General features: G+C 66.1%; 23 protein-coding genes, 1 tRNA gene and 1 pseudogene. 6 read left to right on the top strand and 19 right to left on the bottom strand.

What is annotated here, in order from left to right; all coding sequences use genetic code 11:
• Window positions 1-119 precede the first annotated feature (119 nt).
• The 3 genes from parE to pgi are packed head-to-tail and all read right to left on the bottom strand — an operon-like array spanning window position 120 to window position 4,395.
• Window positions 120-2,000 carry a DNA topoisomerase IV subunit B gene (gene parE, locus OP498_RS15070; RefSeq protein WP_280554226.1) on the bottom strand — a complete coding sequence of 627 codons (1,881 nt, stop codon included), beginning with the start codon at window positions 1,998-2,000 and terminating at the stop codon, window positions 120-122.
• 3 nt (window positions 2,001-2,003) lie between these two features.
• Window positions 2,004-2,684, bottom strand: a complete 681-nt coding sequence (locus OP498_RS15065; protein WP_280554224.1) for a YqiA/YcfP family alpha/beta fold hydrolase — start codon at window positions 2,682-2,684, stop codon at window positions 2,004-2,006.
• A 28-nt stretch (window positions 2,685-2,712) separates the two neighbouring features.
• Window positions 2,713-4,395 (bottom strand): glucose-6-phosphate isomerase, encoded by a 1,683-nt coding sequence (pgi, locus tag OP498_RS15060; RefSeq protein ID WP_280554222.1) that lies wholly within the window; start codon window positions 4,393-4,395, stop codon window positions 2,713-2,715.
• Window positions 4,396-4,481: 86 nt separating this feature from the next.
• On the opposite strand from pgi, the gene cmoA reads away from it, so the two are divergent.
• Entirely contained in the window at window positions 4,482-5,249 is a 768-nt protein-coding gene (gene cmoA, locus OP498_RS15055) for a carboxy-S-adenosyl-L-methionine synthase CmoA (protein ID WP_280547870.1), read from the top strand.
• A 1-nt stretch (window position 5,250) separates the two neighbouring features.
• Window positions 5,251-6,243: a tRNA 5-methoxyuridine(34)/uridine 5-oxyacetic acid(34) synthase CmoB gene (gene cmoB / locus OP498_RS15050; RefSeq protein ID WP_280554220.1), complete on the top strand. Its 993-nt coding sequence runs from the start codon at window positions 5,251-5,253 to the stop codon at window positions 6,241-6,243.
• 7 nt (window positions 6,244-6,250) lie between these two features.
• Here cmoB and OP498_RS15045 read toward each other — a convergent pair whose 3' ends face one another.
• From OP498_RS15045 to OP498_RS15010, 8 genes are all read right to left on the bottom strand, one after another.
• The gene (locus OP498_RS15045; protein ID WP_280554218.1) at window positions 6,251-6,571 is read right to left on the bottom strand and encodes a type II toxin-antitoxin system PemK/MazF family toxin; all 321 of its coding nucleotides are present in this window, start codon (window positions 6,569-6,571) and stop codon (window positions 6,251-6,253) included.
• Window positions 6,565-6,804, bottom strand: coding sequence for an AbrB/MazE/SpoVT family DNA-binding domain-containing protein (locus OP498_RS15040; protein ID WP_280554216.1), 240 nt, complete (start codon window positions 6,802-6,804; stop codon window positions 6,565-6,567). The genes OP498_RS15045 and OP498_RS15040 overlap by 7 nt, the downstream gene beginning before the upstream one ends.
• A gap of 63 nt (window positions 6,805-6,867) precedes the next feature.
• A complete protein-coding gene (locus OP498_RS15035; protein ID WP_280554213.1) occupies window positions 6,868-7,542 on the bottom strand; it encodes a zinc metallopeptidase in 675 nt (224 codons plus the stop codon).
• 209 nt (window positions 7,543-7,751) lie between these two features.
• Window positions 7,752-9,176 carry a sulfate adenylyltransferase subunit CysN gene (cysN, locus tag OP498_RS15030; RefSeq protein ID WP_280554211.1) on the bottom strand — a complete coding sequence of 475 codons (1,425 nt, stop codon included), beginning with the start codon at window positions 9,174-9,176 and terminating at the stop codon, window positions 7,752-7,754.
• 203 nt (window positions 9,177-9,379) lie between these two features.
• Window positions 9,380-10,342: a sulfate adenylyltransferase subunit CysD gene (gene cysD, locus OP498_RS15025; RefSeq protein WP_280550550.1), complete on the bottom strand. Its 963-nt coding sequence runs from the start codon at window positions 10,340-10,342 to the stop codon at window positions 9,380-9,382.
• A gap of 140 nt (window positions 10,343-10,482) precedes the next feature.
• A complete protein-coding gene (locus OP498_RS15020) occupies window positions 10,483-11,235 on the bottom strand; it encodes a phosphodiesterase (RefSeq protein WP_280554209.1) in 753 nt (250 codons plus the stop codon).
• A gap of 35 nt (window positions 11,236-11,270) precedes the next feature.
• Entirely contained in the window at window positions 11,271-11,717 is a 447-nt protein-coding gene (locus tag OP498_RS15015; RefSeq protein WP_280550548.1) for a DUF1249 domain-containing protein, read from the bottom strand.
• Window position 11,718: 1 nt separating this feature from the next.
• Window positions 11,719-12,369 carry an NUDIX domain-containing protein gene (locus OP498_RS15010; protein WP_280554208.1) on the bottom strand — a complete coding sequence of 217 codons (651 nt, stop codon included), beginning with the start codon at window positions 12,367-12,369 and terminating at the stop codon, window positions 11,719-11,721.
• A 158-nt stretch (window positions 12,370-12,527) separates the two neighbouring features.
• Between OP498_RS15010 and greB the strand changes: the two genes are divergently transcribed.
• Window positions 12,528-13,067 carry a transcription elongation factor GreB gene (greB, locus tag OP498_RS15005; protein WP_280554207.1) on the top strand — a complete coding sequence of 180 codons (540 nt, stop codon included), beginning with the start codon at window positions 12,528-12,530 and terminating at the stop codon, window positions 13,065-13,067.
• Here greB and OP498_RS15000 read toward each other — a convergent pair whose 3' ends face one another.
• Both OP498_RS15000 and OP498_RS14995 read right to left on the bottom strand, forming a co-directional pair.
• On the bottom strand, window positions 13,068-14,105 hold the full coding sequence (locus OP498_RS15000) for a class I SAM-dependent methyltransferase (protein WP_280554206.1): 1,038 nt from the start codon (window positions 14,103-14,105) through the stop codon (window positions 13,068-13,070).
• Complete coding sequence (locus OP498_RS14995; protein WP_280554205.1) at window positions 14,102-14,911, bottom strand: methyltransferase domain-containing protein; 810 nt, start codon at window positions 14,909-14,911, stop codon at window positions 14,102-14,104. Before OP498_RS14995 ends, OP498_RS15000 begins: the two co-directional genes overlap by 4 nt.
• A gap of 130 nt (window positions 14,912-15,041) precedes the next feature.
• Between OP498_RS14995 and OP498_RS14990 the strand changes: the two genes are divergently transcribed.
• A tRNA-Arg gene (locus tag OP498_RS14990) sits at window positions 15,042-15,118 on the top strand.
• 496 nt (window positions 15,119-15,614) lie between these two features.
• Entirely contained in the window at window positions 15,615-16,016 is a 402-nt protein-coding gene (locus OP498_RS14985; protein WP_280554203.1) for a hypothetical protein, read from the top strand.
• Window positions 16,017-16,020: 4 nt separating this feature from the next.
• Here the strand turns inward: OP498_RS14985 and OP498_RS14980 are convergent, their stop codons facing one another.
• The 6 genes from OP498_RS14980 to OP498_RS14955 all read right to left on the bottom strand — a co-directional run bounded on the left by OP498_RS14980 (window position 16,021) and on the right by OP498_RS14955 (window position 21,962).
• The gene (locus OP498_RS14980) at window positions 16,021-16,614 is read right to left on the bottom strand and encodes a hypothetical protein (RefSeq protein ID WP_280554202.1); all 594 of its coding nucleotides are present in this window, start codon (window positions 16,612-16,614) and stop codon (window positions 16,021-16,023) included.
• Between the two features lie 245 nt (window positions 16,615-16,859).
• Window positions 16,860-19,331 (bottom strand): DNA-primase RepB domain-containing protein, encoded by a 2,472-nt coding sequence (locus OP498_RS14975; RefSeq protein ID WP_280554200.1) that lies wholly within the window; start codon window positions 19,329-19,331, stop codon window positions 16,860-16,862.
• Window positions 19,328-19,753, bottom strand: coding sequence for a hypothetical protein (locus OP498_RS14970; protein WP_280554198.1), 426 nt, complete (start codon window positions 19,751-19,753; stop codon window positions 19,328-19,330). Before OP498_RS14970 ends, OP498_RS14975 begins: the two co-directional genes overlap by 4 nt.
• A 69-nt stretch (window positions 19,754-19,822) precedes the next feature.
• Window positions 19,823-20,143 carry a hypothetical protein gene (locus OP498_RS14965; RefSeq protein WP_280554197.1) on the bottom strand — a complete coding sequence of 107 codons (321 nt, stop codon included), beginning with the start codon at window positions 20,141-20,143 and terminating at the stop codon, window positions 19,823-19,825.
• A 93-nt stretch (window positions 20,144-20,236) separates the two neighbouring features.
• On the bottom strand, window positions 20,237-21,022 hold the full coding sequence (locus tag OP498_RS14960) for a hypothetical protein (RefSeq protein ID WP_280554195.1): 786 nt from the start codon (window positions 21,020-21,022) through the stop codon (window positions 20,237-20,239).
• 172 nt (window positions 21,023-21,194) lie between these two features.
• The gene (locus OP498_RS14955; protein ID WP_280554193.1) at window positions 21,195-21,962 is read right to left on the bottom strand and encodes a site-specific integrase; all 768 of its coding nucleotides are present in this window, start codon (window positions 21,960-21,962) and stop codon (window positions 21,195-21,197) included.
• 201 nt (window positions 21,963-22,163) lie between these two features.
• Here OP498_RS14955 and OP498_RS14950 point away from each other — a divergent pair.
• Window positions 22,164-22,373: pseudogene (locus OP498_RS14950) on the top strand (IS21 family transposase); the annotation flags it as partial.

The following is a 22,373-nucleotide window of genomic DNA, read 5'->3' as shown; positions in this document are numbered from 1 at the left end:
TTCGCGGGGAGTGCCCGCACGATACGTTCTGGAAGAGCTGGAAGCCGGAAGCTTGAAGCTGGAAGTTACCCCTTAGCTATCGCGGGTTTTCTTCCAGCTTCCGGCTTCGAGCTTCCAGCTCACACCTCGATATCCGCCAGATTGCCGTAGTCCTCCAGCCAACTCTTGCGGTCGGGGGCGCGCTTCTTGGCCAGCAGCATGTCCATCATCTCCATGGTGCCGTCGCCGACCTCGCGGGTGAGCTGCACCAGGCGGCGGGTCTCCACCGCCATGGTGGTCTCGCGCAGCTGCAGCGGGCTCATCTCGCCCAGGCCCTTGAAGCGCTGGACGTTCACGGTGCCACGCTTGCCCTCGAGCTTGCGCAGGATGGCCGCCTTCTCGCTCTCGTCCAGGGCATAGTGCACCTCCTTGCCCAGGTCGATGCGGTAGAGCGGCGGCATGGCCACGAAGACGTGGCCGGCATCCACCAGCGCCGGGAAATGGCGCACGAAGAGCGCGCACAGCAGGGTGGCGATATGCAAGCCGTCGGAGTCGGCATCGGCGAGGATGCAGATCTTGTGGTAGCGCAGCTTGGAGAGATCATCGCTGCCCGGGTCCATGCCCACGGCCACGGCGATGTCGTGGACTTCCTGGGAGCCATAGATGTCATGGGACTCCACCTCCCAGGTGTTCAATATCTTGCCACGCAGCGGCAGGATCGCCTGGGTCTCGCGGTTGCGTGCCTGCTTGGCGCTGCCGCCAGCGCTGTCGCCCTCCACCAGGAACAGCTCGCTGCCGGCCGGGTCCTGGCCCGAGCAGTCGGCCAGCTTGCCGGGCAGCGCGGGGCCCGAGGTGACCTTCTTGCGCGCCACCTTCTTGGAGCTCTTCTGGCGCCGCTGGGCGGCATTGATCACCAGCTCGGCCAGGGCCTCGGCCTGGTCGACGTGGTGGTTGAGCCACAGCGAGAAGGCGTCCTTGACCACCCCGGAGACGAAACCGGCCACGGTGCGCGAGGAGAGTCGCTCCTTGGTCTGGCCGGCGAACTGCGGGTCGAGCATCTTCACCGAGAGCACGTAGGAGACCCGCTCCCAGAGGTCCTCGGCGGTGAGCTTGACGCCCCGGGGCAACAGGCTGCGGTACTCGCAGAACTCGCGCAGGGCGTCGAGCAGCCCTGCCCGCAGGCCGTTGACGTGGGTGCCGCCCTGGGGGGTGGGGATCAGGTTGACGTAGCTCTCGAGCAGCGGCTCGCCCCCTTCGGGGAGCCACTGGATCGCCCAGTCCACGCCGTGTTCGTCATCGGCGAAATGGCCGAGGAAGGGCGAGGCCGGCAGTACCTCATAGCCGTCGGTAGCCTGGGCCAGATAGTCGCGCAGACCATCCACGTACTGCCAGACACTCTCGTTGCCGTCGGGCTCGACCAGGGTGACCTTGAGGCCCGGGCAGAGCACCGCCTTGGCGCGCATCAGGTGCTTGAGCCGCGAGAGCGAGATCCGCGGGCTGTCGAAGTAGCTCTCTTCGGGCCAGAAGCGCACCACCGTGCCGCGGGCACGCTTGGGGGCGCTGCCGATCACCTGCAGCGGGGAGGCCTTGTCGCCGTGCTCGAAGGCCATGCCATGGCGGCTGCCGTCGCGCAGCACCTCGATCTCCAGGCGCTTCGACAGGGCATTGACTACCGAGATCCCGACGCCGTGCAGGCCGCCGGAGAAGCGGTAGCTCGACTGGGAGAACTTACCCCCGGCGTGCAGCCGGGTCATGATCAGCTCGACCCCCGAGACGCCGTGCTCGGGATGGATGTCGATGGGCATGCCGCGGCCATCGTCGGAGACCTCCACGCCACCGTCCTCGAACAGCCGCACGCTAACCTCCCCGGCATGGCCGGCCAGTGCCTCATCGACGCTGTTGTCGATGACTTCCTGGACCATGTGGTTGGGCCGCGAGGTGTCGGTATACATGCCGGGGCGCTTGCGCACCGGCTCGAGGCCGGAGAGGACCTCGATGGAGCTGGCACTGTATTGCGTCATGCGTCACCCAAAATGGTTGCGATTCGTGTCGCCCGGGATGCCGGCGCCCTGTGCCCCGGGGCGTTGGCTGCCGGACCAGCCTGGCGGCAGGCGATGGCCGCCGTGGGCGAGGATCGCCGGCAGGTAGTCGGCCAGCGCCGCCAGGCCGTGATCCCCCTGCGGATGCAGGATGGTCCTGGCGCCGCGATACAGCGCGAAGGCATCAACCGGGTCCAGGGTCTCGTCGGCGGTGCCCAGCAGCAGCAGGTAGCGCGCGGCCGTGACCCGCTCGGGCGTCAGCGCCTCGAGCTCCTCGAGGTGCGCGGCCTCGATGGCGAAGCGCTCGCCGGTATAGGCGTTGTCGAAACGCTCGCCAAGCCAATCCACCACCAGCCCCGCCGGGGCCACCGCCGGGTTGATCAGCACCCCCGCCAGGTCGTGGCGCTCGGCGACCAGGGTCGCCAAAAATCCCCCCATGGAGCTGCCCACCACCAGCGGCCGCGGCCCCAGCCTGGCCAGCCGCGACTCGGCCAGTGCCAGGGCCGCCGCCGGCCGGTGCGGCAGCTGCGGCGTCGCGCAGGGCAGGCCGAGCCACGCGCAGGCCTCACGCACCAGCACCGCCTTGGGCGAGCCGCTACCGCTGTTGAACCCATGGAGGTAGAGGACCCCGCTGGCGGCCGACAGCGGCCAGGCAGCACTCAGCATACCGCAACCCCTGTACATTCAGCCAGTGTCATCGCGCGCCGCGCTCCGCCGCCCAGACGGCCTCGATCAATCCCCGGGTGGAGTCGTCCATGCCGGCGATGTCCGCCTGATGCTCGAGGATCCGCTGGGTCTCGCCGGCGATCTCCTTGCCCAGCTCCACGCCCCACTGGTCGAAGGGGTTGATGTCCCAGATGGTCGCCTGGACGAACACCTTGTGCTCGTAGAGGGCGATCAGCGCGCCGAGGGTGGCCGGCGTCAGGCGGTCGAGCAGCAGGGTGCTGGAGGGCTGGTTGCCGCGGTAGCGCTTATGCACCGGACGCGGGCCGTCGTCCTCGATGGCCTCGTCGCCGAGCATCAGCACCCGCGACTGGGCGAAGCAGTTGGCCAGCGTCAGGCGGTGCTGGCCCATCAGGTGGTCGCGGGTGGCGGGATCCTCCACGTCGTCATAGCGCACCTTGGGGGCGATGAAGTCGCACTCCACGGCCTGGGTGCCCTGGTGGAGCAGCTGGTAGAAGGCATGCTGGGCATTGGGCCCCAGCTGACCCCAGAGCACCGGGCAGGTGGAGTAGCCGACCTCGCGCCCGTCGTGGGTCACCGACTTGCCATTGGACTCCATCTCCAGCTGCTCGAGGTAGGCGGCGAAGAATTCCAGGCGGCCGTCGTAGGGCAGGATCGAGTGGGCCCGGATGTCGAGGAAGTTGACGTTCCAGATCCCCGCCAGGGCCAGCAGCACCGGCAGGTTGTCGGAAAGCGGCGCCGCGCTGAAGTGGCGATCCATGGCATGGGCCCCGGCGAGCAGCTCGCGGAAGTGGTCCATGCCCACCACCAGGGCGATGGGCAGACCGATGGCCCCCCACAGCGAGTAGCGGCCACCCACCCATTCCCAGAATTCCAGCTGGTGGGCCTCGGCGATGCCCCACTCGTTCATCTTCTCGGGGCTCGCCGAGACGCCGATGAAGTGCTGGCGCATCACCAGCTCGGCGTCGACGCCCTCCTCGCGGTTCTCGCCCATCAGCCGGGCCAGCAGCCAGTCCCGCGCGGTGCGCGCATTGGAGAGGGTATCAATGGTGGTGAAGGACTTCGACGAGAGCACGAACAGGGTGGTCTCGGGATTGAGCCGTGCCAGGTAGTCGGCCAGCTGGGAGCCGTCCATGGTCGAGGCGAAGTGCACGTCGATGGTATGCACGCCCTCCGGCCGGTAGTCGGCCAGGGCATGGGTGACCATCAGCGGGCCCAGGTCGGAGCCGCCGACCCCCAGATTGACCACGTCGCGGATCGCCCGGCCGGTGGCGCCCCGCCACTGGCCGGCGTGGAAACGCTCGACCATGGTCGCCATGCGCTCGAGGGTGGCGTGCACCGAGGGCACCAGGTCCTCGCCCTCCACCACCAGGCTGGCCTCCGGCGGCAGCCTCAGTGCGGTATGCAGGGCCGGGCGGTCCTCGCTGCGGTTGACCCGCTCCCCGGCCAGCAGGGCGCGGATCGCCTCGGGCACCTCGGCCTCGCGGGCCAGGTCGAGCAGTCGGTCCAGGGTCTCGTCTCGCCAGCGCTGCTTGGAGAGATCCAGGGTCAGGCCCGCCGCCCGCCGCGTGAAGGCCGCGTGGCGCGTCGGCGCACCGGTGAACAGCTCGCTCAGGTGGGTGGTACGCATCTCCCGGGCGTGCGCTGCCAGGGCCTGCCAGGCCTCGCGCTGGTCGATCGTGGGGTGTGTCATGGCCTCCTCCTGGACGTCCTGTCGTGCAGCCGGCGTGGACGGGGCGTAGAATGTCGACCCTTTCCCCACGATATCCGGCCAGCTCCATGAGTGACGCATCTTACCGTGACGCGATCTTTTCGACACCCCTGGACCGGGTGGCACACTTTTCCTTCGACGAGAAGGTCGTCGCCTGCTTTCCCGACATGATCCGCCGCTCGGTGCCGGGCTACGGCCAGATACTGGGCATGCTGGGCCTGATCGCCGCCCGCCACCTGCGCCACGGCGCCCGGGTCTACGACCTGGGCTGCTCGCTGGGCGCCGCCGGCCTGGCGCTGGCCGGGACGCTGCCACCGGATGCCTTCCGCTACACCGGGGTGGATCTGTCCCCCGCCATGGTGGCCCGCGCCCGGGAGACCCTGGCCGCGGAGTGCCCCGACCACGTCGTGGAGGTGCTCGAGGGCGATATCCGCACCCTGAACATCGCCCCCGCCGGCATGATCGTGCTCAACTTCACCCTCCAGTTTCTCGCCCCCGAGGACCGCGATGCGGTGATCGGGCGGCTGTTCCAGGCCCTGGAGCCCGGCGGCGTGCTGGTGCTCTCGGAGAAGATCAAGGCCGCCGACGAGCAGGAGAACGCCTGGCTGGTGGAGCGCTACCACGACTTCAAGCGCGCCAACGGCTACAGCGAGATGGAGATCAGCCAGAAGCGCACCGCCCTGGAGAACGTGCTGGTGCCGGACACTCTCGCGGGCCACCACGAGCGCCTGGCCCGGGCCGGTTTTTCCCGCGCCCACACCTGGTTCCAGTTCCTCAACTTCGCCTCGCTGATCGCCTTCAAGGACGCCAGCGCCGCGGCGTCCCGGGAGGAGTAAGGTGCCGATCGCGCCCGAGCACCGCGACCTCTTCCGCGCCTTCATCGACCAGGGGCTGGACACCTGGCTGGCCCGCCTCCCCGACCAGCTGGCGCGCGGCCTGGACCGCCAGCGCTTCGGCGACCTGCCAGCCTGGGAGAAGGCCGTGGCCAAGCTGCCCACCCTGCTTGGCGAAAGGCAGGTGAACCTGGACGCCGATACCGTCAGCGTCGAGATCGAATTAGGCGAAAGCCGACGCCGCCAGTGCGAGAACCTGCTGGGCAAGCTCGCGCCCTGGCGAAAGGGGCCCTACCGGCTCGGCGACACCTTCATCGATACCGAATGGCGCTCGGACTGGAAGTGGCAGCGGGTGGCGCCGCACCTGGCGCCGCTGGCCGGGCGCCGCGTGCTGGACGTGGGCGGCGGCAACGGCTATCACGCCTGGCGCATGGCCGGTGCCGGGGCGGCCTTCGTGCTGGTGATCGACCCCTCGCCGCGCTTCTTCTGGCAATTCCGGGCGGTGCGCCACTTCGTCGGCGACGCCGACGGCGGGCGCACCCACTTCCTGCCGGTGGGCATCGAGGCGGTGCCCGAGGCGCTCGGCGTCTTCGACACGGTGTTCTCCATGGGCGTGCTCTATCACCGCCCCTCGCCCCTGGAGCATATCCAACAGCTCAAGGGCGCCCTGCGCCCCGGCGGCGAGCTGGTGCTGGAGACCCTGGTGGTGGCGGGCGACGAAACCACGGTGCTGCTCCCGGGTGCGCGCTATGCCGCCATGCCCAACGTCTACTTCCTGCCCTCATCCGCCGCGCTCTGCCGGTGGCTCGAGCGCTGCGGGTTTACCAACGTGCGGGTGGTGGACGAGGCGGTGACCACCGTGGACGAGCAGCGCGCTACCGCCTGGATGAGCTTCCAGTCCCTGGCGGATTTCCTCGACCCGAACGACCCGACTCGAACCCGTGAAGGCTACCCCGCCCCGCGTCGCGCGGTGGTGGTGGCCAACCGGCCGGGGTGAGGCTCAGCTATTGGAACATCTCCAGCAGGGTGGCGTGCCAGATTGAGGGCGGAATGTCTCCCATCTTGCCCAGGACCCGACGCTTGTCGATGGAGCGAAGCTGATCAAGCAGTATTCGTGCCGGCTTGCCCTGAAAGCTCAGGATGGGTCGGCAGCCGAGTGGCTGCCCCTTGCTGGTGACCGGTGCCACAATGATTCTGGGGAGAGCAGCGTTCATATCGTCGGGTGAGATGACCAGCGCGGGGCGGGTCTTGCGGATATCTGTGCCCACCGTCGGATCGAGATTGACCCAATAGACCTCACCGCGGCGGATATCGCGACCTACCACTGCCACTCATCCTCATCCACCTCGACTTCGACCAGGTCCTCCCAGGCCGCCTCGTCGCGACTGGCGTCATAACCATCGAACCAGTGACTGCGTGGCTTCTTGACGGGCTCCACCACCAGCCGCTGCCCCTCCAGATGAATGTCAACCTCATCACGGATACCCAACTCAGCCAGCATAGCCGCCGGAATCAGCACGCCTTTCGAATTCCCGATCTTTCTGAGATGTGTCCGCATTTCACGCCTCCAGTAGCGCAGCAGGAGTAATAACTTAGTTGTTACTCCCAGCCTGCGAGGATGTCAACGCCGCAGGATCACCAGCCAGCGGCCCAGATTGAGGATGCTGGAAAGCGACGCCGCCACATAGGTGAAGGCGCAGGCGGTCAGCACATGGCGGGCGCCGGCCATGTCATGGGCAGGGATGTATTCCTTGAGCAGCGGCAGGGCGCGCTGGAAGCTGGCGTCGAACTCCACCGGCAGGGTCACCAGGTGCACCAGGGCGGCGGTGCCGAAGCTGATCACCGCGGCGGCCACCACGATGGCCAGGCCGCCCGGCAGGCGGGTCAACACGAAAAGGAAGGGGGCGGCCATCATCAGCAACGCGCCGATCTTCTCGGCCTTCTGCGCCACCGCCACCAGCCGCGAGCGGGCCAGCAGCGGCGCATAGCCCTGCTGGTGCTGGATGGCGTGGCCCACCTCGTGGGCCGCCACCGTCACCGCGGTGAGCGAGCGACCCTCGTAGTGCTCCCGGGAGAGCCGCACCCGGCGCGCCTCGGGGTCGTAGTGGTCGCCCTGCTCGGTCATTTCCACCCTGACGCCCTCGAGCCCGAGGCGCCGGATCAGGTGGTCCGCCAACTCGCCTCCGGTCCCGGGATACTCCTCTCGCCCACGGGCGTGGCGCGCCAGCACCCACTTCGCCCAGAGGTTGGGCAGCAGGAAGAGGGCCAACAGCAGGGCGATTGCCAGGACGATCATGGGGGCAGGCTCCGGGGAGGGGGCAGATCATTGGACCTACCCTACCAGAGCATGGTTCTTTCGGTACCGAGGTAGACGGGGCTTACCCGGGGACAGGTCGTAGAGGGGGTCTTATGCCATGGATGGCATCGGTAGCGTACAGGGAGGTATTCACAGCGCCCCCTCGAAGACCTGTCCCCGGAACCCCATATCGAGGCAATCACAAGGGATTACCGCAACAGCTCGCGAATATCCTTCGCCTCCCAGTGGGGGAAGTACTTGCGCACCAGGGCGTTGAGCTCCAGCTCGAAGCCGGCCCAGTCCACCTCGCCTGTCGGCCGGCCACCTGCACGGGCGACACCGCGGATCATCCCCGCCCCCACCGTGACGTTGGTGAGCCGGTCGATGACGATGAAGCTGCCGGTGCCCGGGCTGGTACCGTAGTCATCCAGCGGCACCTCGGCGGTCAGCTCGACCCGGCAGCGGGCGATGGCGTTGAGCTCGAGGCGCTCGGCCGGGTGGCGCGCCAGGCTGTTGACGTCCACCTGGTGGAGGATCTCGCCGACCTGCCCCGACACGGAGCGCCCGGCCAGGCGGATATCGACCTGGCGCCCGGGCGCGAGCGCCTCGTCGTGCATCCAGACGATGTCGGCCTCGAAGGCATCGGCCATGGCCACCTCGGCGTCCGCGGCGACGATCCAGTCGCCCCGGGAGACGTCGATCTCGTCCGCCAGGGTCACGGTGATCGCCTGGCCCGGCCAGGCGGCCTCCAGGTCGCCGTCGAAGGTGACGATGCGCTCCACGGTCGAGGTCCGTCCGGAAGGCAACACCTTGATCGCCTGGCCCGGCCGCAGGATGCCCGCCTCGAGGGTGCCGGCATAGCCCCGGAAGTCCAGGTCGGGCCGGTTGACGACCTGCACCGGCAGGCGCAGGTCGGTCAGGTTGCGATCGCGACTGACCTCGATGCCCTCCAGCAGCTCCAGCAGCGGCGGGCCCGCATACCAAGGCATGCGCTCGCTGCGGTTGACCACGTTGTCGCCCTCGAGCGCCGAGAGCGGCACGAAGTGGATGTCCGGCGCGGCCAGCTGTTCGGCGAAGGCACGATACTCGGCGACGATCTCGTCGAAGCGCGCCTGGTCGAAGCCCACCAGGTCCATCTTGTTGACCGCCACCACCAGGTGCTTGATGCCCAGCAGGTCGGCGATAAAGCTGTGCCGGCGGGTCTGGGTCTGCACCCCGTAGCGGGCATCGATCAGGATGATCGCCAGGCTCGCCGTGGAGGCCCCGGTGGCCATGTTGCGGGTGTACTGCTCGTGGCCCGGGGTGTCGGCGATGATGAACTTGCGCTTGTCGGTGGAGAAGAAGCGGTAGGCCACGTCGATGGTGATGCCCTGCTCCCGTTCGGACTGCAGGCCATCGACCAGTAGCGCCAGGTCCACCGCCTCGCCGGTGGTGCCGCTCTTCTTCGAGGCCTGGGTGATCGCCGCCAGCTGGTCGTCGAAGATCATCTTGGAGTCGTGCAGCAGCCGCCCGATCAGGGTCGACTTGCCGTCGTCGACGCTGCCGCAGGTGATGAAGCGCAGCAGGTCCTTCTGTTCGTGTTCACGCAGATAGCTTTCGATATCGTCTGCGATCAAATCCGATGCATGTGCCATAACACACCTTGTAGCTGGAAGCTGTAAGCCGGAAGCTGGAAGAACCCCGGAGCTCCCTGACTCACCGCTGAATATCTTTCGTTGGATAACCTTGCCGGTGACCTGCATGCCTGAAGCTTCCCGAACCCCGCCAGGAGTTCCTCTTGGGTTGTCTTACAGCTTCAAGCTTAGAGCTTCCGGCTTTCTAATTCGCCTTAAGCGAATTAGAAGTACCCCTCGCGCTTCTTCTTCTCCATGGAGCCCGCCTGGTCGTGATCGATGGCGCGGCCGCTGCGCTCGCTGGTGCGGGTCAGCAGCATCTCCTGGATGATCTCGGGCAGGGTGTCCGCCCGAGACTCCACGGCGCCGGTCAGCGGGTAGCAGCCCAGGGTGCGGAAGCGCACCCACTTCTCCTCGGGCACCTCGCCCTCGGCCAGCGGCATGCGTTCGTCATCGACCATGATCAGCATGCCGTCACGCTCCACCACCGGACGCGGCGCGGCGTAATAGAGCGGCACGATGGGAATGCCCTCGAGGTGGATGTACTGCCAGATGTCCAGCTCGGTCCAGTTGGAGAGCGGGAAGGCACGGATCGACTCGCCCTTGTTGACCCGGGCGTTGTAGAGGTTCCACAGCTCCGGGCGCTGGTTCTTGGGATCCCAGCGGTGGTGCCGGTCGCGGAAGGAGAACACCCGCTCCTTGGCGCGGCTGGCCTCCTCGTCGCGGCGCGCGCCGCCGAAGGCGGCATCGAAACCGTACTTGTCCAGCGCCTGCTTCAGGGCGGCGGTCTTCATCACGTCGGTATAGCCGCTCGAGCCATGGTCGAAGGGGTTGATGCCGGCGGCGCGCCCCTCCTCGTTGATGTGCTCGATCAGCTCCATGCCGGATTCCGCGGCCATGCGATCGCGGAACTCGATCATCTCGCGGAACTTCCAGGTGGTGTTGACGTGCATCAGCGGGAAGGGCGGCGGCCCGGGATAGAAGGCCTTGCGCGCCAGGTGCAGCATCACCGAGGAGTCCTTGCCGACGGAGTAGAGCATCACCGGGTTGGCGAACTCCGCCACCACCTCGCGGATGATGTGGATCGACTCGGCCTCGAGCTGCTGGAGATGAGTCTGACGCTCGGGCGACGGGGCCAAGCCGGCCTCGACGGCGCTCTCGCGTGACGGTGCGTGAAGACTGCTCATGGCCCGGCTACCTCGCATGACGTTGGGCGGTTGAGATCATGCGAGACAGGGTAACGCTGGGCCAATAATAACCCAAAAGAATTAATAACTATCTTTTTATAGCCACTTATCTTTTTATAGCCACTATGGCTATTTGCCCCTCACGCCTCGACGCGCTCCACCCAGGTCTCCAGCTCGCCATCCCGTAACTCGATGAGGCGATAGCCCGGACGCGAGGCCTCGTCGAGGGCGAAGCTCGAGGAACCGGGCAGGAACTGGTCGGACGTGGCGGGGCAACCGTAGGCCGGCACCTCGCCGTCGGCCAGGGCATGCACGCCATGGAAGGCCTGGTGGACATGGCCGAACAACACCGCCCGCACCTGGCGATGGGGGGCGACGACCCGCCAGAAGGCCTCGCCATCGGCCAGGCCGATCTCGTCGAGCCAGGCCGAGCCGACAGGCAGCGGTGGATGATGCATCACCAGCAGGGTCGGCCGGTCGTCGGCGGCGAGACGCTCGGCCAGGGTCGCCAGGGCCGCCTCGCCCAGCTCGCCGCCGGCCCGGCCGCTGACGCGGGTATTTAGCAGCAGTGCCCGCCAGTTGCCCAGGTCCAGCGCATCGGGCAACTCGCGACGCTCGGCCATCAGCGCCGGCCGATCGTGGTTGCCGGGCAGCCAGAACCAGGGCGCATCGAGCCGTGACAGCGCCTGCTCCGCCAGCCGGTAGGAGGCCGCCGTCTCGTCATCGCTGACATCGCCGGTGACCAGCACCAGCGTTGGCCGCTCGCGGTTCACCGCCGCGATCACGGCCTCCAGCTGGCGCAGCGGGAAGCCCGCCCGGGCACGGGCCGCGGGGTCGGCCTGCAGGTGACAGTCGGTAATCTGGACCAGTCGGATCGGTGCGGCGTTCTTCATCAGGGCAGTTTTTTGGTCAGGGCAGCTTTTTTTAGTCAGGGCAATTGGGGCAGGTCCAGGGAGTGGCCATGGGCCAGGCCATGGTCCAGCCACTCGCCGAGGAAGCGGTTGAGCTGCAGTTTCTCGTCGGGCTGGTGCATGCGCGAGTTGGGATAGCGGTAGCGTCCGTCGAAGTGGCGCTGGCGCTGGAAGTCGGTGACCTCGGCCATGCGCACGTCGTGGTAGAGATGCACGCGCATGCGCGGGGTGTCGATCATCGTATCGAGCACCCCGCGCTGGGAGACGCGCACGATACTGGTATAGGGCGCTCGCTCCTGGAGCTTGAGGCACAGGGCCCCTAGGCGACGGCCATGGTTGTGCAGCTCGACCTCGCGGGTCTCGCCGACCTCCAGGTCGCCCAGCAGCCGGGTCAGCCGAATGAAGTTGGCAGTGCACTCCCCCTGCAGGGTCTTCAGGTCGGTGACATAGGCGTTTCTCGGCACGCTACCTCCTTGCTCGCAACGATGCGCGTTCACCGGCCAGCCAGTGGAAGGCGATCAGGCACATGGCATTGTCGAGTCGACCGGCCTGCAGGAGTTCCCAGGCCCGGGTAAACGGCAGCACGTGCACGCGGATGTCCTCGTGCTCCTCGTCGAGCCCGTGCACGCCGCCGAGGCCGCGGCTGTCGACCAGGCCACAGAACAGGGTGACCCGCTCGTCGCAGGCGCCGGGGCTGGGGTAGTAGGTGTGCAGCTCGATCAGCTCGCCCACCGCGCAGCCGGCCTCCTCCATGGTCTCGCGGCGCGCCACCTCGGCGACACTCTCGCCGCGCTCGACCAGCCCCGCCACCACCTCCACCTTCCAGGGAGAGTCGGGGTCGTCGAGGGCACCGGCACGGAACTGCTCGACCAGCACCACGGTGTCGCGTTCCACGTCGTAGAGCAGCACACCCACGGCATCGTGACGGTGATGCACCTCGCGCACCACCCTGCCGCTCCAGCCGCCCTCGAAGAGGCGATGGCGCAGGTGGAGCTCCTCCAGCCGAAAGAAGCCCTGGTGCAGGCAGCGACGCTCGGCCATGTCGACATCGGCGGCCGTGAAGGGCACCGCGAGGGTCAGGTCCTGATCGTCTGCGGGCGGGCGGGTCTCGCTCATGCCGGTCTCCGGGTCGCGCAAAGGCTTCATTATCGTGACCGAGAGCGGGAATGCCAACCGCGGGCGAGCTTAATCCCGCGGGCCCGGCTGCGAACCCCTTGGCCGCACCGCTCGCGTGGCGTATGTTCGCCGCCAGACACGAGACTGCGAGGAACGCCATGAAAGGCCGCAACATGACGCGCTGGCGGGACCCCGCCAAGGACCCGCGCCAGGAACCCAAGAGCAACCTGATCACCGCCGAGGGCGCCGAGCGGCTGCGCGGCATCCTCGACCATCTGTCACGGGTCAAGCGCCCCGCCCTCTCGACCAAGGTCGGCGAGGCGGCAGCGCTGGGCGACCGCAGCGAGAACGCCGACTACACCTACAACAAGAAGGAGCTCAACCGGGTCATCGCGCGCATCCGCTACCTGACCAAGCGCCTCGACGAGCTCACCGTGGTGGACCGCCTGCCGGCGGATACCGGCAAGGTCTTCTTCGGCGCCTTCGTCACCCTGGAGGACGAGGAAGGCGAGCAGATGCGCATCCGCCTGGTCGGCCACGACGAGACCGACACCACGAAGCGCTGGATCAGCGTCGACGCCCCGCTGGCGAAGGCGCTGCTCGGCCGGGCGCTGGACGACGAGGTGACGGTGGCCGCCCCGGGCGGCGAGACTACCTACGTGATCACCGAGATCACCTATCGCGACCCGCAGGCCTGATCAGGCCGTCGATCGAACCTTGACCGCCCGATAGACCCGGAAGCGTCGGTCATCAGCGAGGATCTCGAACCCGCCGAAGGCGCGCTCGAGCAGATCCGGGTAAGGCAGGAAGGCATTGGCCACCAGCAGCAGTTGGCCGCCGGGTCGCAGATGATCCGGAGCCTCGAGGATCAGCCGCCCCGCCGGGCCATAGTCGATCGCCCGCTCCTGGTGAAAGGGCGGATTGCTGACGATGGCGTCGAAGCGATGCCCCCCCAGCGCCGAATAGACATCGCTCGCCACGACCTCGCCCTCGAGGCCATTTGCTGCCAAGGTGCGCCGGGTCGCCTCCACCGCGAAGTGAGTGACGTCCACTGCCGTGACCCGCGCCCCGCGCCGGGCCAGCCAGGCGGCCAGGATGCCGTCGCCGCAGCCCATATCTAAAACATCGCCGAGCACCTCGCCGAGCGCCGAGCGCCCTTCCGTCAAGTGTCTCGGGAGCTGCTCCAGCAGCAGCCGGGTGCCGTCATCCAGCTTGCCATGGCCGAACACGCCCGGATGGCTGACCAGACGCAGCGTCTCGTTCCCCAGATTAGCCTCGAAGGCGGTCCAGGCCTCGTCCGGGTCGATGCCCACCCGATCCAGCCGGGTGGCGTAGAGGCCGCAGCGGCGGGCGCTGTCCCGCTTGCGACAGCCGAGCCCCAGGGCGGCGAGCGCCTTGAGCACCCGCTTGATGCCGCCCTGATTCTCGCCCACCAACTGCAGCGGGGTGCCCGGCGGCAGGTGAGCACAGAGCCACAGCAGCCACCATTCGCCCAGGGCATGACTCTTGGGCCAAAACAACACGGCCCCGGGCGGGGCCAACTCGACGCCCTCGAAGGGTGAGTGCGCTGGAAGTCCATGGTCCCGCCAGGCCGCGAGAAGGCCCTGATCGGCAGAGAGCAGGCTGCCCTCCCCGGCCTCCAGCCAGGTGTCCCGGGGCGGCGCCACCCACAGCCAGCCGCGGTAGTCGGCGTTCTGTCGCGCCAGCAGCTGGCAGACGGGCGTCTCGGCACTCATGCGGTGGCCTCCTCGGAGGAGTGTATGGGGCGCTCCAGGGTATAGAGCAGGTAGCGGCCCAGCCGCCAGTGAGGGTCGACGCGGCAGTAGCGTTGCTCCAGCGCCAGCAGTTGCTCGCGGTCGCTCTCGTTCTCCGGCGGTTCCCGCAGGTAGTCGGCAAAGACTCGGATGCCCGCCACCTCGCGGATCGTGAGCCTATTCTCGGTGCTCCAGGCCTCGACCTGGCCATGGGTCAGCGGCGAGATCGGCGTCAACCGCTTGCGCAGCCCCTTGCCCTCGAGCCGGTCGGCCAGGGCCTTCTCGAGGTTGCCCTTGACCACGTTGGAGAGCCTGAGGGCATCGCGGTTGAACACCATCAGCGAGAGCTGACCACCGGGCGCCAGCAGATTGGCCAGGATGGCCAGGGCCCGGCGCGGGTCCGCGAGCCACTCCAGCACGGCATGGCAGGCGATCAGCGGCCAGGGGCCGGGCGCCAGCTCGGGCAGTGCCTGGAGCGGGGCCTGCAGCAGGGTCACCTCATGCCCCGCCAGCGATTCCCTAGCCCGGGCCAGCATCTCCCCGGAGGGCTCGGCCAGGGTCACGGCGTGGCCACGCACGGCAAACCACTCGGCCTGCTGACCCAGGCCGCCCCCCACGTCGAGCAGTGGTTGGCCGTGTAAGTCGAGCATTTCGGGCAGCAGGCGGTCGAGCAGTGCCAGACGCAGCTCGCCGCGGGCCCCGCCATAGAGGCTCGCGGCGAACTTGTCGGCCAGGCCATCGAAGTGACGATCACCAGCCGGTGAAAGAGAGGACGCAGATTCAGACATGCCGGCCACCGGTCACGGGTTTGCCGCGCATTCTACCCGGGAATCCCGCCGGACTCATGGCCCGCGGCAGGGGCCCGGGCCACGGCGGGTTTATCTCGGCGGTTCAGGCGCTTATAATGCGCCCCGTCGCGCCCCCATAGCTCAGCTGGATAGAGCGTCCCCCTCCTAAGGGGAAGGTCTCAGGTTCGAATCCTGATGGGGGCGCCACAAAGACTTTTATAAACAGTGATTTATAAAGAAACATTGCCGCGCTTCTCTCACCGCATTCCACTCCAGGTGACAAATGGGTGATAGACGGCGAGGCTGGCGCGGCTACGCCTGCCAGTGGGGTAGACCGGGAGCCTGAGTCGGGGAGCCTTCCACTCGAATGGGGGCGGTGCTGCGCAGGGGGAGGAGGGCCCCGGTCGGAGACCCCCCAGGGACTTGTGGCGGCGGGGGGCCGACGCATTTGCCAGCCCCCGCACCTGACCCTCCTCCAACCCTGCCGCGAAGCCCCCACCCCCACTGGCTGGCGTTCCAGCGCCCCCTGAAAAAAAATTCTGAGATTCCCGGCTGGATCGGTGACACCCTACGGAAACACTGCCGGCCAGGGCGGCCAAAGTCGGGTTTAAGGTGCTAGGCAGTACCTACTACGCTTCGCTAGGGCTAGTCCACCGATGAGGGTGTCAACGCTGCAAACTAAGACAGGGAGGCCTCTTAAAATATGACGAGCACAACCAAAGCTGCCAGAACGCTAATACTTGGGCTTCTGCTGACAATCACTTTTCCAGCCGAAAAAGCGACCGCCCAGCAGAATAGCTTCTTTAAAACTCGCTGCAATACATGGAACAGCATGCTCGGTGACTTTGAGCAATGGATCTACATGGCGGGGCTTATAGATGGCCTACTGTTTAACGACCTCGAAGTACAGGGGTTTGGCATACCAGAAGGGATGTCTACCAAAGACGCTGTACAAAACGTTAACTGGATCTGCAGCGACCCCGCAAATCTTCGCATCCCAATTCCATTTGTCCTCAAAGTGGCAGCAATGCGCTCCCACGGAATGAGCAGGGAGTTAATACTCAGAGAGCTGGCCACGCTGCGCGCCCAATTTTCAGAGAACTAGCCCGCTATAGCAGCGGATGGCAGTCCAAGGGGTGGCCATCTTCATCGTCGTCCTCCTCGTCCACCTTGCCATACTCGCTGCGCTCCAGCCCTCCGCCGGCTGGCATCTCATCGTTGACGTTGGCCCATTCACCATCAATGGGCTCGTTGGCCAGTTGCCGGATGGCCTCGAGGTGCAGCCCTACGATGCCCTTATGGGTTACATCCACGCTGGACTTATCTCCGAATGTCTCGCGATCATAACGGGCTGCCAGCCACTGCCTGATGCTGGAAGCGGTCTGCGCGGCCTTGGGGTTTAGCTCCCCCGCTTCGACTCGTTCCGCCGCCTCCTTCATCTGGTCGGCAAGCTGGGCGGCTACGACCTTCCTGGCGGCAGCGACTGCCCCGCCGTGCTCCTTGGTGATCCAGTGCCAGAAGGTATTGATCGGGATGTCGTTCTCGGCGGCCAGGGCGCGGATGCTGTCACCGCAGGCGATCCGGGATATACAGTCTGCCGCGAAGGCTGGATCGGCCTTGAGCGCCAGCCAGCGGGCCTTGCGCTCTCGTTTGATTGGGCTACCTGTCATCGTATCTTCCTCAATCAGCGTTATCTGATACACTTCACTTGGCAGGGGCTCCTGCCCCCCTCCTGGCTGGCTGTAGTGGCGTGGCGGTGTGGTGGTGGTGTGCCTGCCAAGGGGAGGGGCACTAGACCGCTTATAAATATTTTGACTAACGCTATAAATTTTGATGCCAATGACTAATAAAGGGGACGCTCGCGCGCGAGGGGCGCCCCCTCTTTCAAAAACATTAGCCAGAGCGAAGTCATGCAAGTCATGAAGTCATGGCGTTGGCTGGTTTGTATTTACAGCAGGGGGTGGTCTCCCCCCACTACACGAAGGCTGGGCGCCGATGCCTCCCCCTGGCTGGGCGCCGATGCCTCCCCCTGGCTGGCAACCCCGATGCGCCACTTTACGTGGCCGCCGATATTGCCCAAGCTCTTGCACTCGATGCCCAACTGACGCAGTGCAGGGGCGGCGCGGCGCAATGCATTCCCTAGGCCCTTGGCGGACTTTGGCCAGGCATCGCTCCCCATCGGTCTGTAAGGTGCCAGGTCCGCCAGCCACTGGCTGGTTGTCTGATCCTTGGTGCCAGCGTTGATCACCGACCAAGCCCGGATAGCTGTCGCCACTGGGCTGGCCTCCAGGGTGCGCTCAAGCCCATCCAGGCGGGCCGCCTCGAACTGGCGCATGAAAGCTTTGGGCTCTTCCCCCATGGCCTCGGCAACTGCCATGCCAAGGTAAGCGAACTCCACCAATCGGGGGCGCTCGTCCGGGGGTAGCTCCATCCTTGGCAGGCACTCCAGCGCCTTGGCGGCAATATCCAGTAGCCCACCAAGGATGCTGGCGCGCGTGGCCTCGAACTCGGCATCAAGCTTGTCCTTGGCTTGGGCGCTCTTGATTACCGGCATATCAACGGTGATGGTGCGGCTTACCAGGTCCTGTTGGGTTACCGCAGCGGATATGCCGTTCAATATGATGGGGCGTTTGAGTGTGATTACCGACTCGTCGCCGTCCGTATAAAGCTTGCGCTTGGCGAACCCCCCGCCGGTCGCCACCACACACATGGCGTCCTGTAGAGGCGCGGGCAAGTAGCTGACGTTTTCGAGGCTGATCAGGTGATTGATGCCGCCGGAGATGTACAGGTCCTCGGCGGACCTCGGCGCCCCTCTCAGGTCGGCGGCGTTGGGGTCAATCAAGCGGCGCAGGGCGGTTTGGGCGGTGCTCTTGGCGCTACCCTGCTCGCCCAGTAGCTCCACAATGGGGTAAGGCGTATCAGGGCGAAGGCACTCTACCAGCCAGGCCACCACCAGCAGCCGCGATTCGGGCGGGATGTTGGCGATGCACCATAGCGGCTCTATGCTCCCTCCCCTGGCTGGCTCGGGCAGTGGCTGGGCGCTGTCAGATCGGTAGAACATCAACTCGGCCCCCTCCACTGACCACGCGCCGGGACGCAAGTGGACGGCACGGCTGTCGCCGTCCCTGCCAAGATCGAGCCAGTAGCTCCCGCTGGCGCCAGCTACTCGCCCGTGAACCTGGCGATGATCCTGCATGGCCAGCCCTTCCAGGGTCATCCTGGCTTCTCGAAGCGGCTGGTCGCGGACGGCTTTCCCATACTGTTGGTGAAACGCGGCGGTCAGCCAGTTGCGGAAGGCGCGACTTCCTACCGTGCGGACCTCGCCAGTCTGGCGGTCGCGGATATAGGCGGTGTCATTGTCGTCGTGGAATAGCTCACTGCGCGCCTTGACGAAGGCAACAATCCTGTCAAGTTGCGCGCTCTTCTCGCGCTCCTCATCGTCCCCTGACGCCGGCGGACATTCGGCCTCAAAGCCTTCGCCTGCCAGTGGAGGGGCGATATCATCTGGCTCCTTCTGGCTGGCGCTCCAGGCGCTGGCCAACGTGGTGGCGATCTCGTCCGCCTCCAGCCCGCACTCCGCCGCCGCGCCCTCCAGCACGGCACGCACCTCGCCCACGTCTAACTGTTGAGCATGCACCAGGCTGAACGCTCGCCGCGCCTTCTGGTAGAGCACCTGGTTGCGCTCCCCTGTCGGGGCATTGGCGATGTCCTGCTCGATGCCATCCAGGACGGACCGGGCGTAAGCCTCTCCCCTGGCAGGGGCTCCTGCCCCCCTCCTGGCTGGCGGGATCGTTGCCGGTGAAGGGGCAGGCGGGGCCGGTGCAGGAGCAGGTGCAGGGATGGCACCGCGGATGGCCTCAGCCTCGTGCCTCGGGCCTTCCTGCACCATGCGGCTCGAGAAGGGATCGCCCTTGCGGTGGGTTGAGCCTGGCAGGCGCATGACGCGGGGCAGGTCGCAGACCTTGGCATCGCTGCCCAGCCAGTCAGCCAGCGCCTTCTGTATGGTGCGGAACTCATCCGGGGCCAACTCCCCCGGCTGGCGGGTCAACCAATAGTAGTGGTGCCTGCCGGGAGATGACTCGACGATGATGGTGGGCTCGAAGCCAGCGCCAGCCAGTTGAGGGGCAAGCGCCTCCATGCGCTCAGAGTCTGGCTCATCGAAGTCCACAAACACGCCCCGCACGGCGGTTACGTTCTCCGCCTTGCGCCCAGTCAGGTCGGTAGCGTTGACGGTCACGAACACGCCGGCCCCTCGCTGGTTGAGCGCCTGCAATGCCGCGCCGTGCTGCTCCATCGTGCCATGCAGGGTGTACGCCAGCTCGGGGCGCTTGGCGTCGCTATCGTCGAAGGTCTGAAAGGTCACTGGCTGGCTGCCGGTCAGCTTGTCGAGGAAGGCTTGCGCATGCTGTAGATCGATCATACCCGCGCCCTCCCCTGGCTGGTGGTCGCTGCGCTCCCGCTGGCTGTCGTCCTGATGCGCATCTTCCGCATTTCCCCCAACCGCAGGCCCACCAGTTGGCCACTCTTGAATTCAGCGAAGAGGGCGATGGATTGGCGAATGGCGTAACGCCTGCCGCATCGCTCGCGCAGCGCCAGTCCCGCCTCGAGTTGCTGACGGCGCTTCTGGTGGAGGCCCTTCCGGCGCAGATCAGTATCATATTCGTTGCAATGTGCGCCCCGGTGGAGGGGCACGCCTAATAGCTTCTCGCCGCCAGTGATCCCGTGCCCGTGCTCTTCCCTGCAAAAGGGGCACCGGATGGCCAGGATGGACGCGCCGGGATAGGAAGGGTTGGGGGCGATACGCACGATGGGGGCGACCGCTTCGGGCTTTTGAGATATCATCTGGATTGTCCTGTGAACGTTTCTTTCGCCCCCCTGGTTTGCCAGCCAGCGGGGGCGTTCCTTTGGGGGTCACTGGCTGGCGCTGGCGCTGGCTTTACGGGCAGCAATATCAGCTGTACTTGTGAAGGTCTCGCCATCCTCCAGCCAGGCGAGCACGTCGGAAAGGCGATAGAAAATGCTCCTCCCTCGACGTATGAATCGTGGCCCTGGTCGGCCCAGCAGTAGGCCGGTGCTCCGGGCTTTGCGTCCGGTTATGGGCGCGACGGCGATGAGGCCCGGAAACACGGCGGCTTCCGGCAGTTCGATCAAAGTCGGGTCAAAGCCGTCGTGGTAGCGGGCTAGTGCATTGGCGAGTTGGGCGGCGGGGTCTTGCTGAATAGGGGTAGGCATTGGGGCATGCTCCTGTGCTGGTGATGCCCCTAGTTTGCTGGGTGTATCGGGAAGTGCTGAGCAAAAATGGCAAATCCATTTTTGCGGACAGCACTACTCGTGCTTATTCCGTCGTTTCCTGTTCTTCTGATAGGCGTGAAAAGCCCTGCCATCCTGGTTGGCCATCCGGTACCGAAGGTGTTGGAGCTCCCGTAAACCCTCCAGCAAACGGCTTACGGATCGCGGGTCTGAGCCTTCGGGGAAGAGTTCCGCATGTAACCCCTCAACGTCGATGGTGTGGCCTTCCAGGGCGGCCCACAGCGACAGGTCCAGATAGGCGGCAATGCGGCGGGTGAACAGCTTTTCCAGCCAGGCGGGGGGCACGGGCTTTAGTCCGTCCGTCTGGCCAGTGGCGTACCGCAATACTTGCTGGGCCTCTTCACCTTCCGCCTCCCGCAGCCGCCGAATTTCCGCTTCCATCCCTAACCGCTGCTCCTCGGGCGGCAGGCGGCTGACACTCTCCACTGCGTCCATCATTTCCTGCTGGCTGGCCGCCCGTGCGCCTTCTTCTTCCCGTTCAAGGATGCCGTCAAATGCCGCAACGTCGTCGGCGGTGATGGTGGGGCATAGGGCGGCCCGAAGCGCGCCTCTCCAATGGCTGGTGCTGCGCTGGTAGGGACGGTCGGACCACTCCTCCAACGCGGCCAACGCGGCATCGCGGGTGGGGCCATCCAGGGGTGGGAGATTGAAACTCTGAGCCGTGATGGACTGGTAGAACTGAAGTCGATCTATCACCGCCTCCACCGCGTCGTGCATGTCCTGCTCACTGGCAGGCTCGATGGCGTAGCGGTCGATCTTGAACCAGCCGGGCAGGCCCTCGGGGAACTTGATCTCGGCCATCTGCGCTACTCCTGACGCACTCCATGGAAGGTTGGCTGGCGAGCGTGGTGGAGTGGCCACGCTTTCGGGTGTACGGCCCTAGCCAGCCAATGGGATCAGGCGACAGCCAGTTGAATATCAGTCAACGCTAATAACAACTGTGCCAACGCCATGACTTCATGACTTCATGACTTCATGACTTGTATGACTTGTGTCCGGCTAATGTTTTTGAAGTGGTCTCCCTCGCGAACGCCTCCACCGCGTCGCGGGTGTGATCGGGGCGCAGGTGGGCATAGTGCTGGATAGTGGTCTGGATGTCCGAGTGGGCCATCAGCTTAGAAACGGCCAGCAGGTCAGCACCTCCCATGATCAGCTGGCTGGCGAAGTTGTGGCGCAGGCTGTACAGCAGCAGGTCAGCGGGCAGGCCAGCCAGGTGGCGGACACGCGCCCACGGCTTTTGCATTGCCGTCTGGCTCATGCGCTTGCCATTGTGCGGCGAGGGGAACACCACCCCGCTGGCTGGCGCTCCCTGCTGCTGGTGCCACGCCTTGAGCACGCCCACGGCGGACGTGGACAGCGGGAAGGTCATCGGCTCGGGGCGGTGATGGGCGGTCTTCTCGATGACCTTACGGATCGTGGCGAAGGTCAGGTTGACGTGATCCCAGCGCAGGCCGAACAGGTCGCCAGGGCGCAGCCCCGTGTAGTACATCAGCTTGATGAACGGAACGACGTGATCCACGTAGGCCAGGCCGTCCAGGGTGGGCAGGTACGCCTTACCGTGGGCGCGACTCTGGCGCCGCTGCTCCCGCTTCTCCTCCTGGTAGGCATCCAGGCCGGTGAACAGTGCTGCCACTTCATGAGCCTCCAGGTAGCGCCGTTGGGACGCCTGCTCGGCCATCTCCTCCTCGCTCACGGCGGGCTTTTGCAGTTTGACGCAGGCCAGGGGGTTAGCTGGTATCACCTTGCGCTCGGCGGCATGCGTTAGCAAAGTGCCATATAGAGCGACAATCAAGATGAGAGTCACGCGACAATCAAGATGAGAAAGCCGAGACCTTCGGTTGTCGACGTCGGGAGGGCGTAGCCCGAGCGACGTCGACGAGGGAAGGACGGCGGGGTCCCCTTCAGGAACCCCGCCGGGTGATCGCGGCCAACCCGGCTTAGAGTGGTCTTCTCGCCAAAGAGGAGCACCCCGTGCCGGGACGACACATCACCGATCACCAAGTGAGGCTTTACATGACTTTTCGCCGTAGTGATAGTCCCACCGCCGCCGCTGCCAAGGCCGCGTTCAGCACCGCCACGGCTTACCGCCTCGAGGACGATCCTCGGTTGCCGTCACAGACGGCGGCACCCCGCACCCGGCGTCGACCCGATC

Origin of the sequence: Halomonas sp. 25-S5, assembly GCF_029889845.1 — a bacterium.
In the GTDB taxonomy this organism is placed as follows: Bacteria; Pseudomonadota; Gammaproteobacteria; order Pseudomonadales; family Halomonadaceae; genus Halomonas.
The sequence above is the reverse complement of the archived record's forward strand: the minus strand, read 5'-3'. Positions and strand labels throughout refer to the sequence as shown.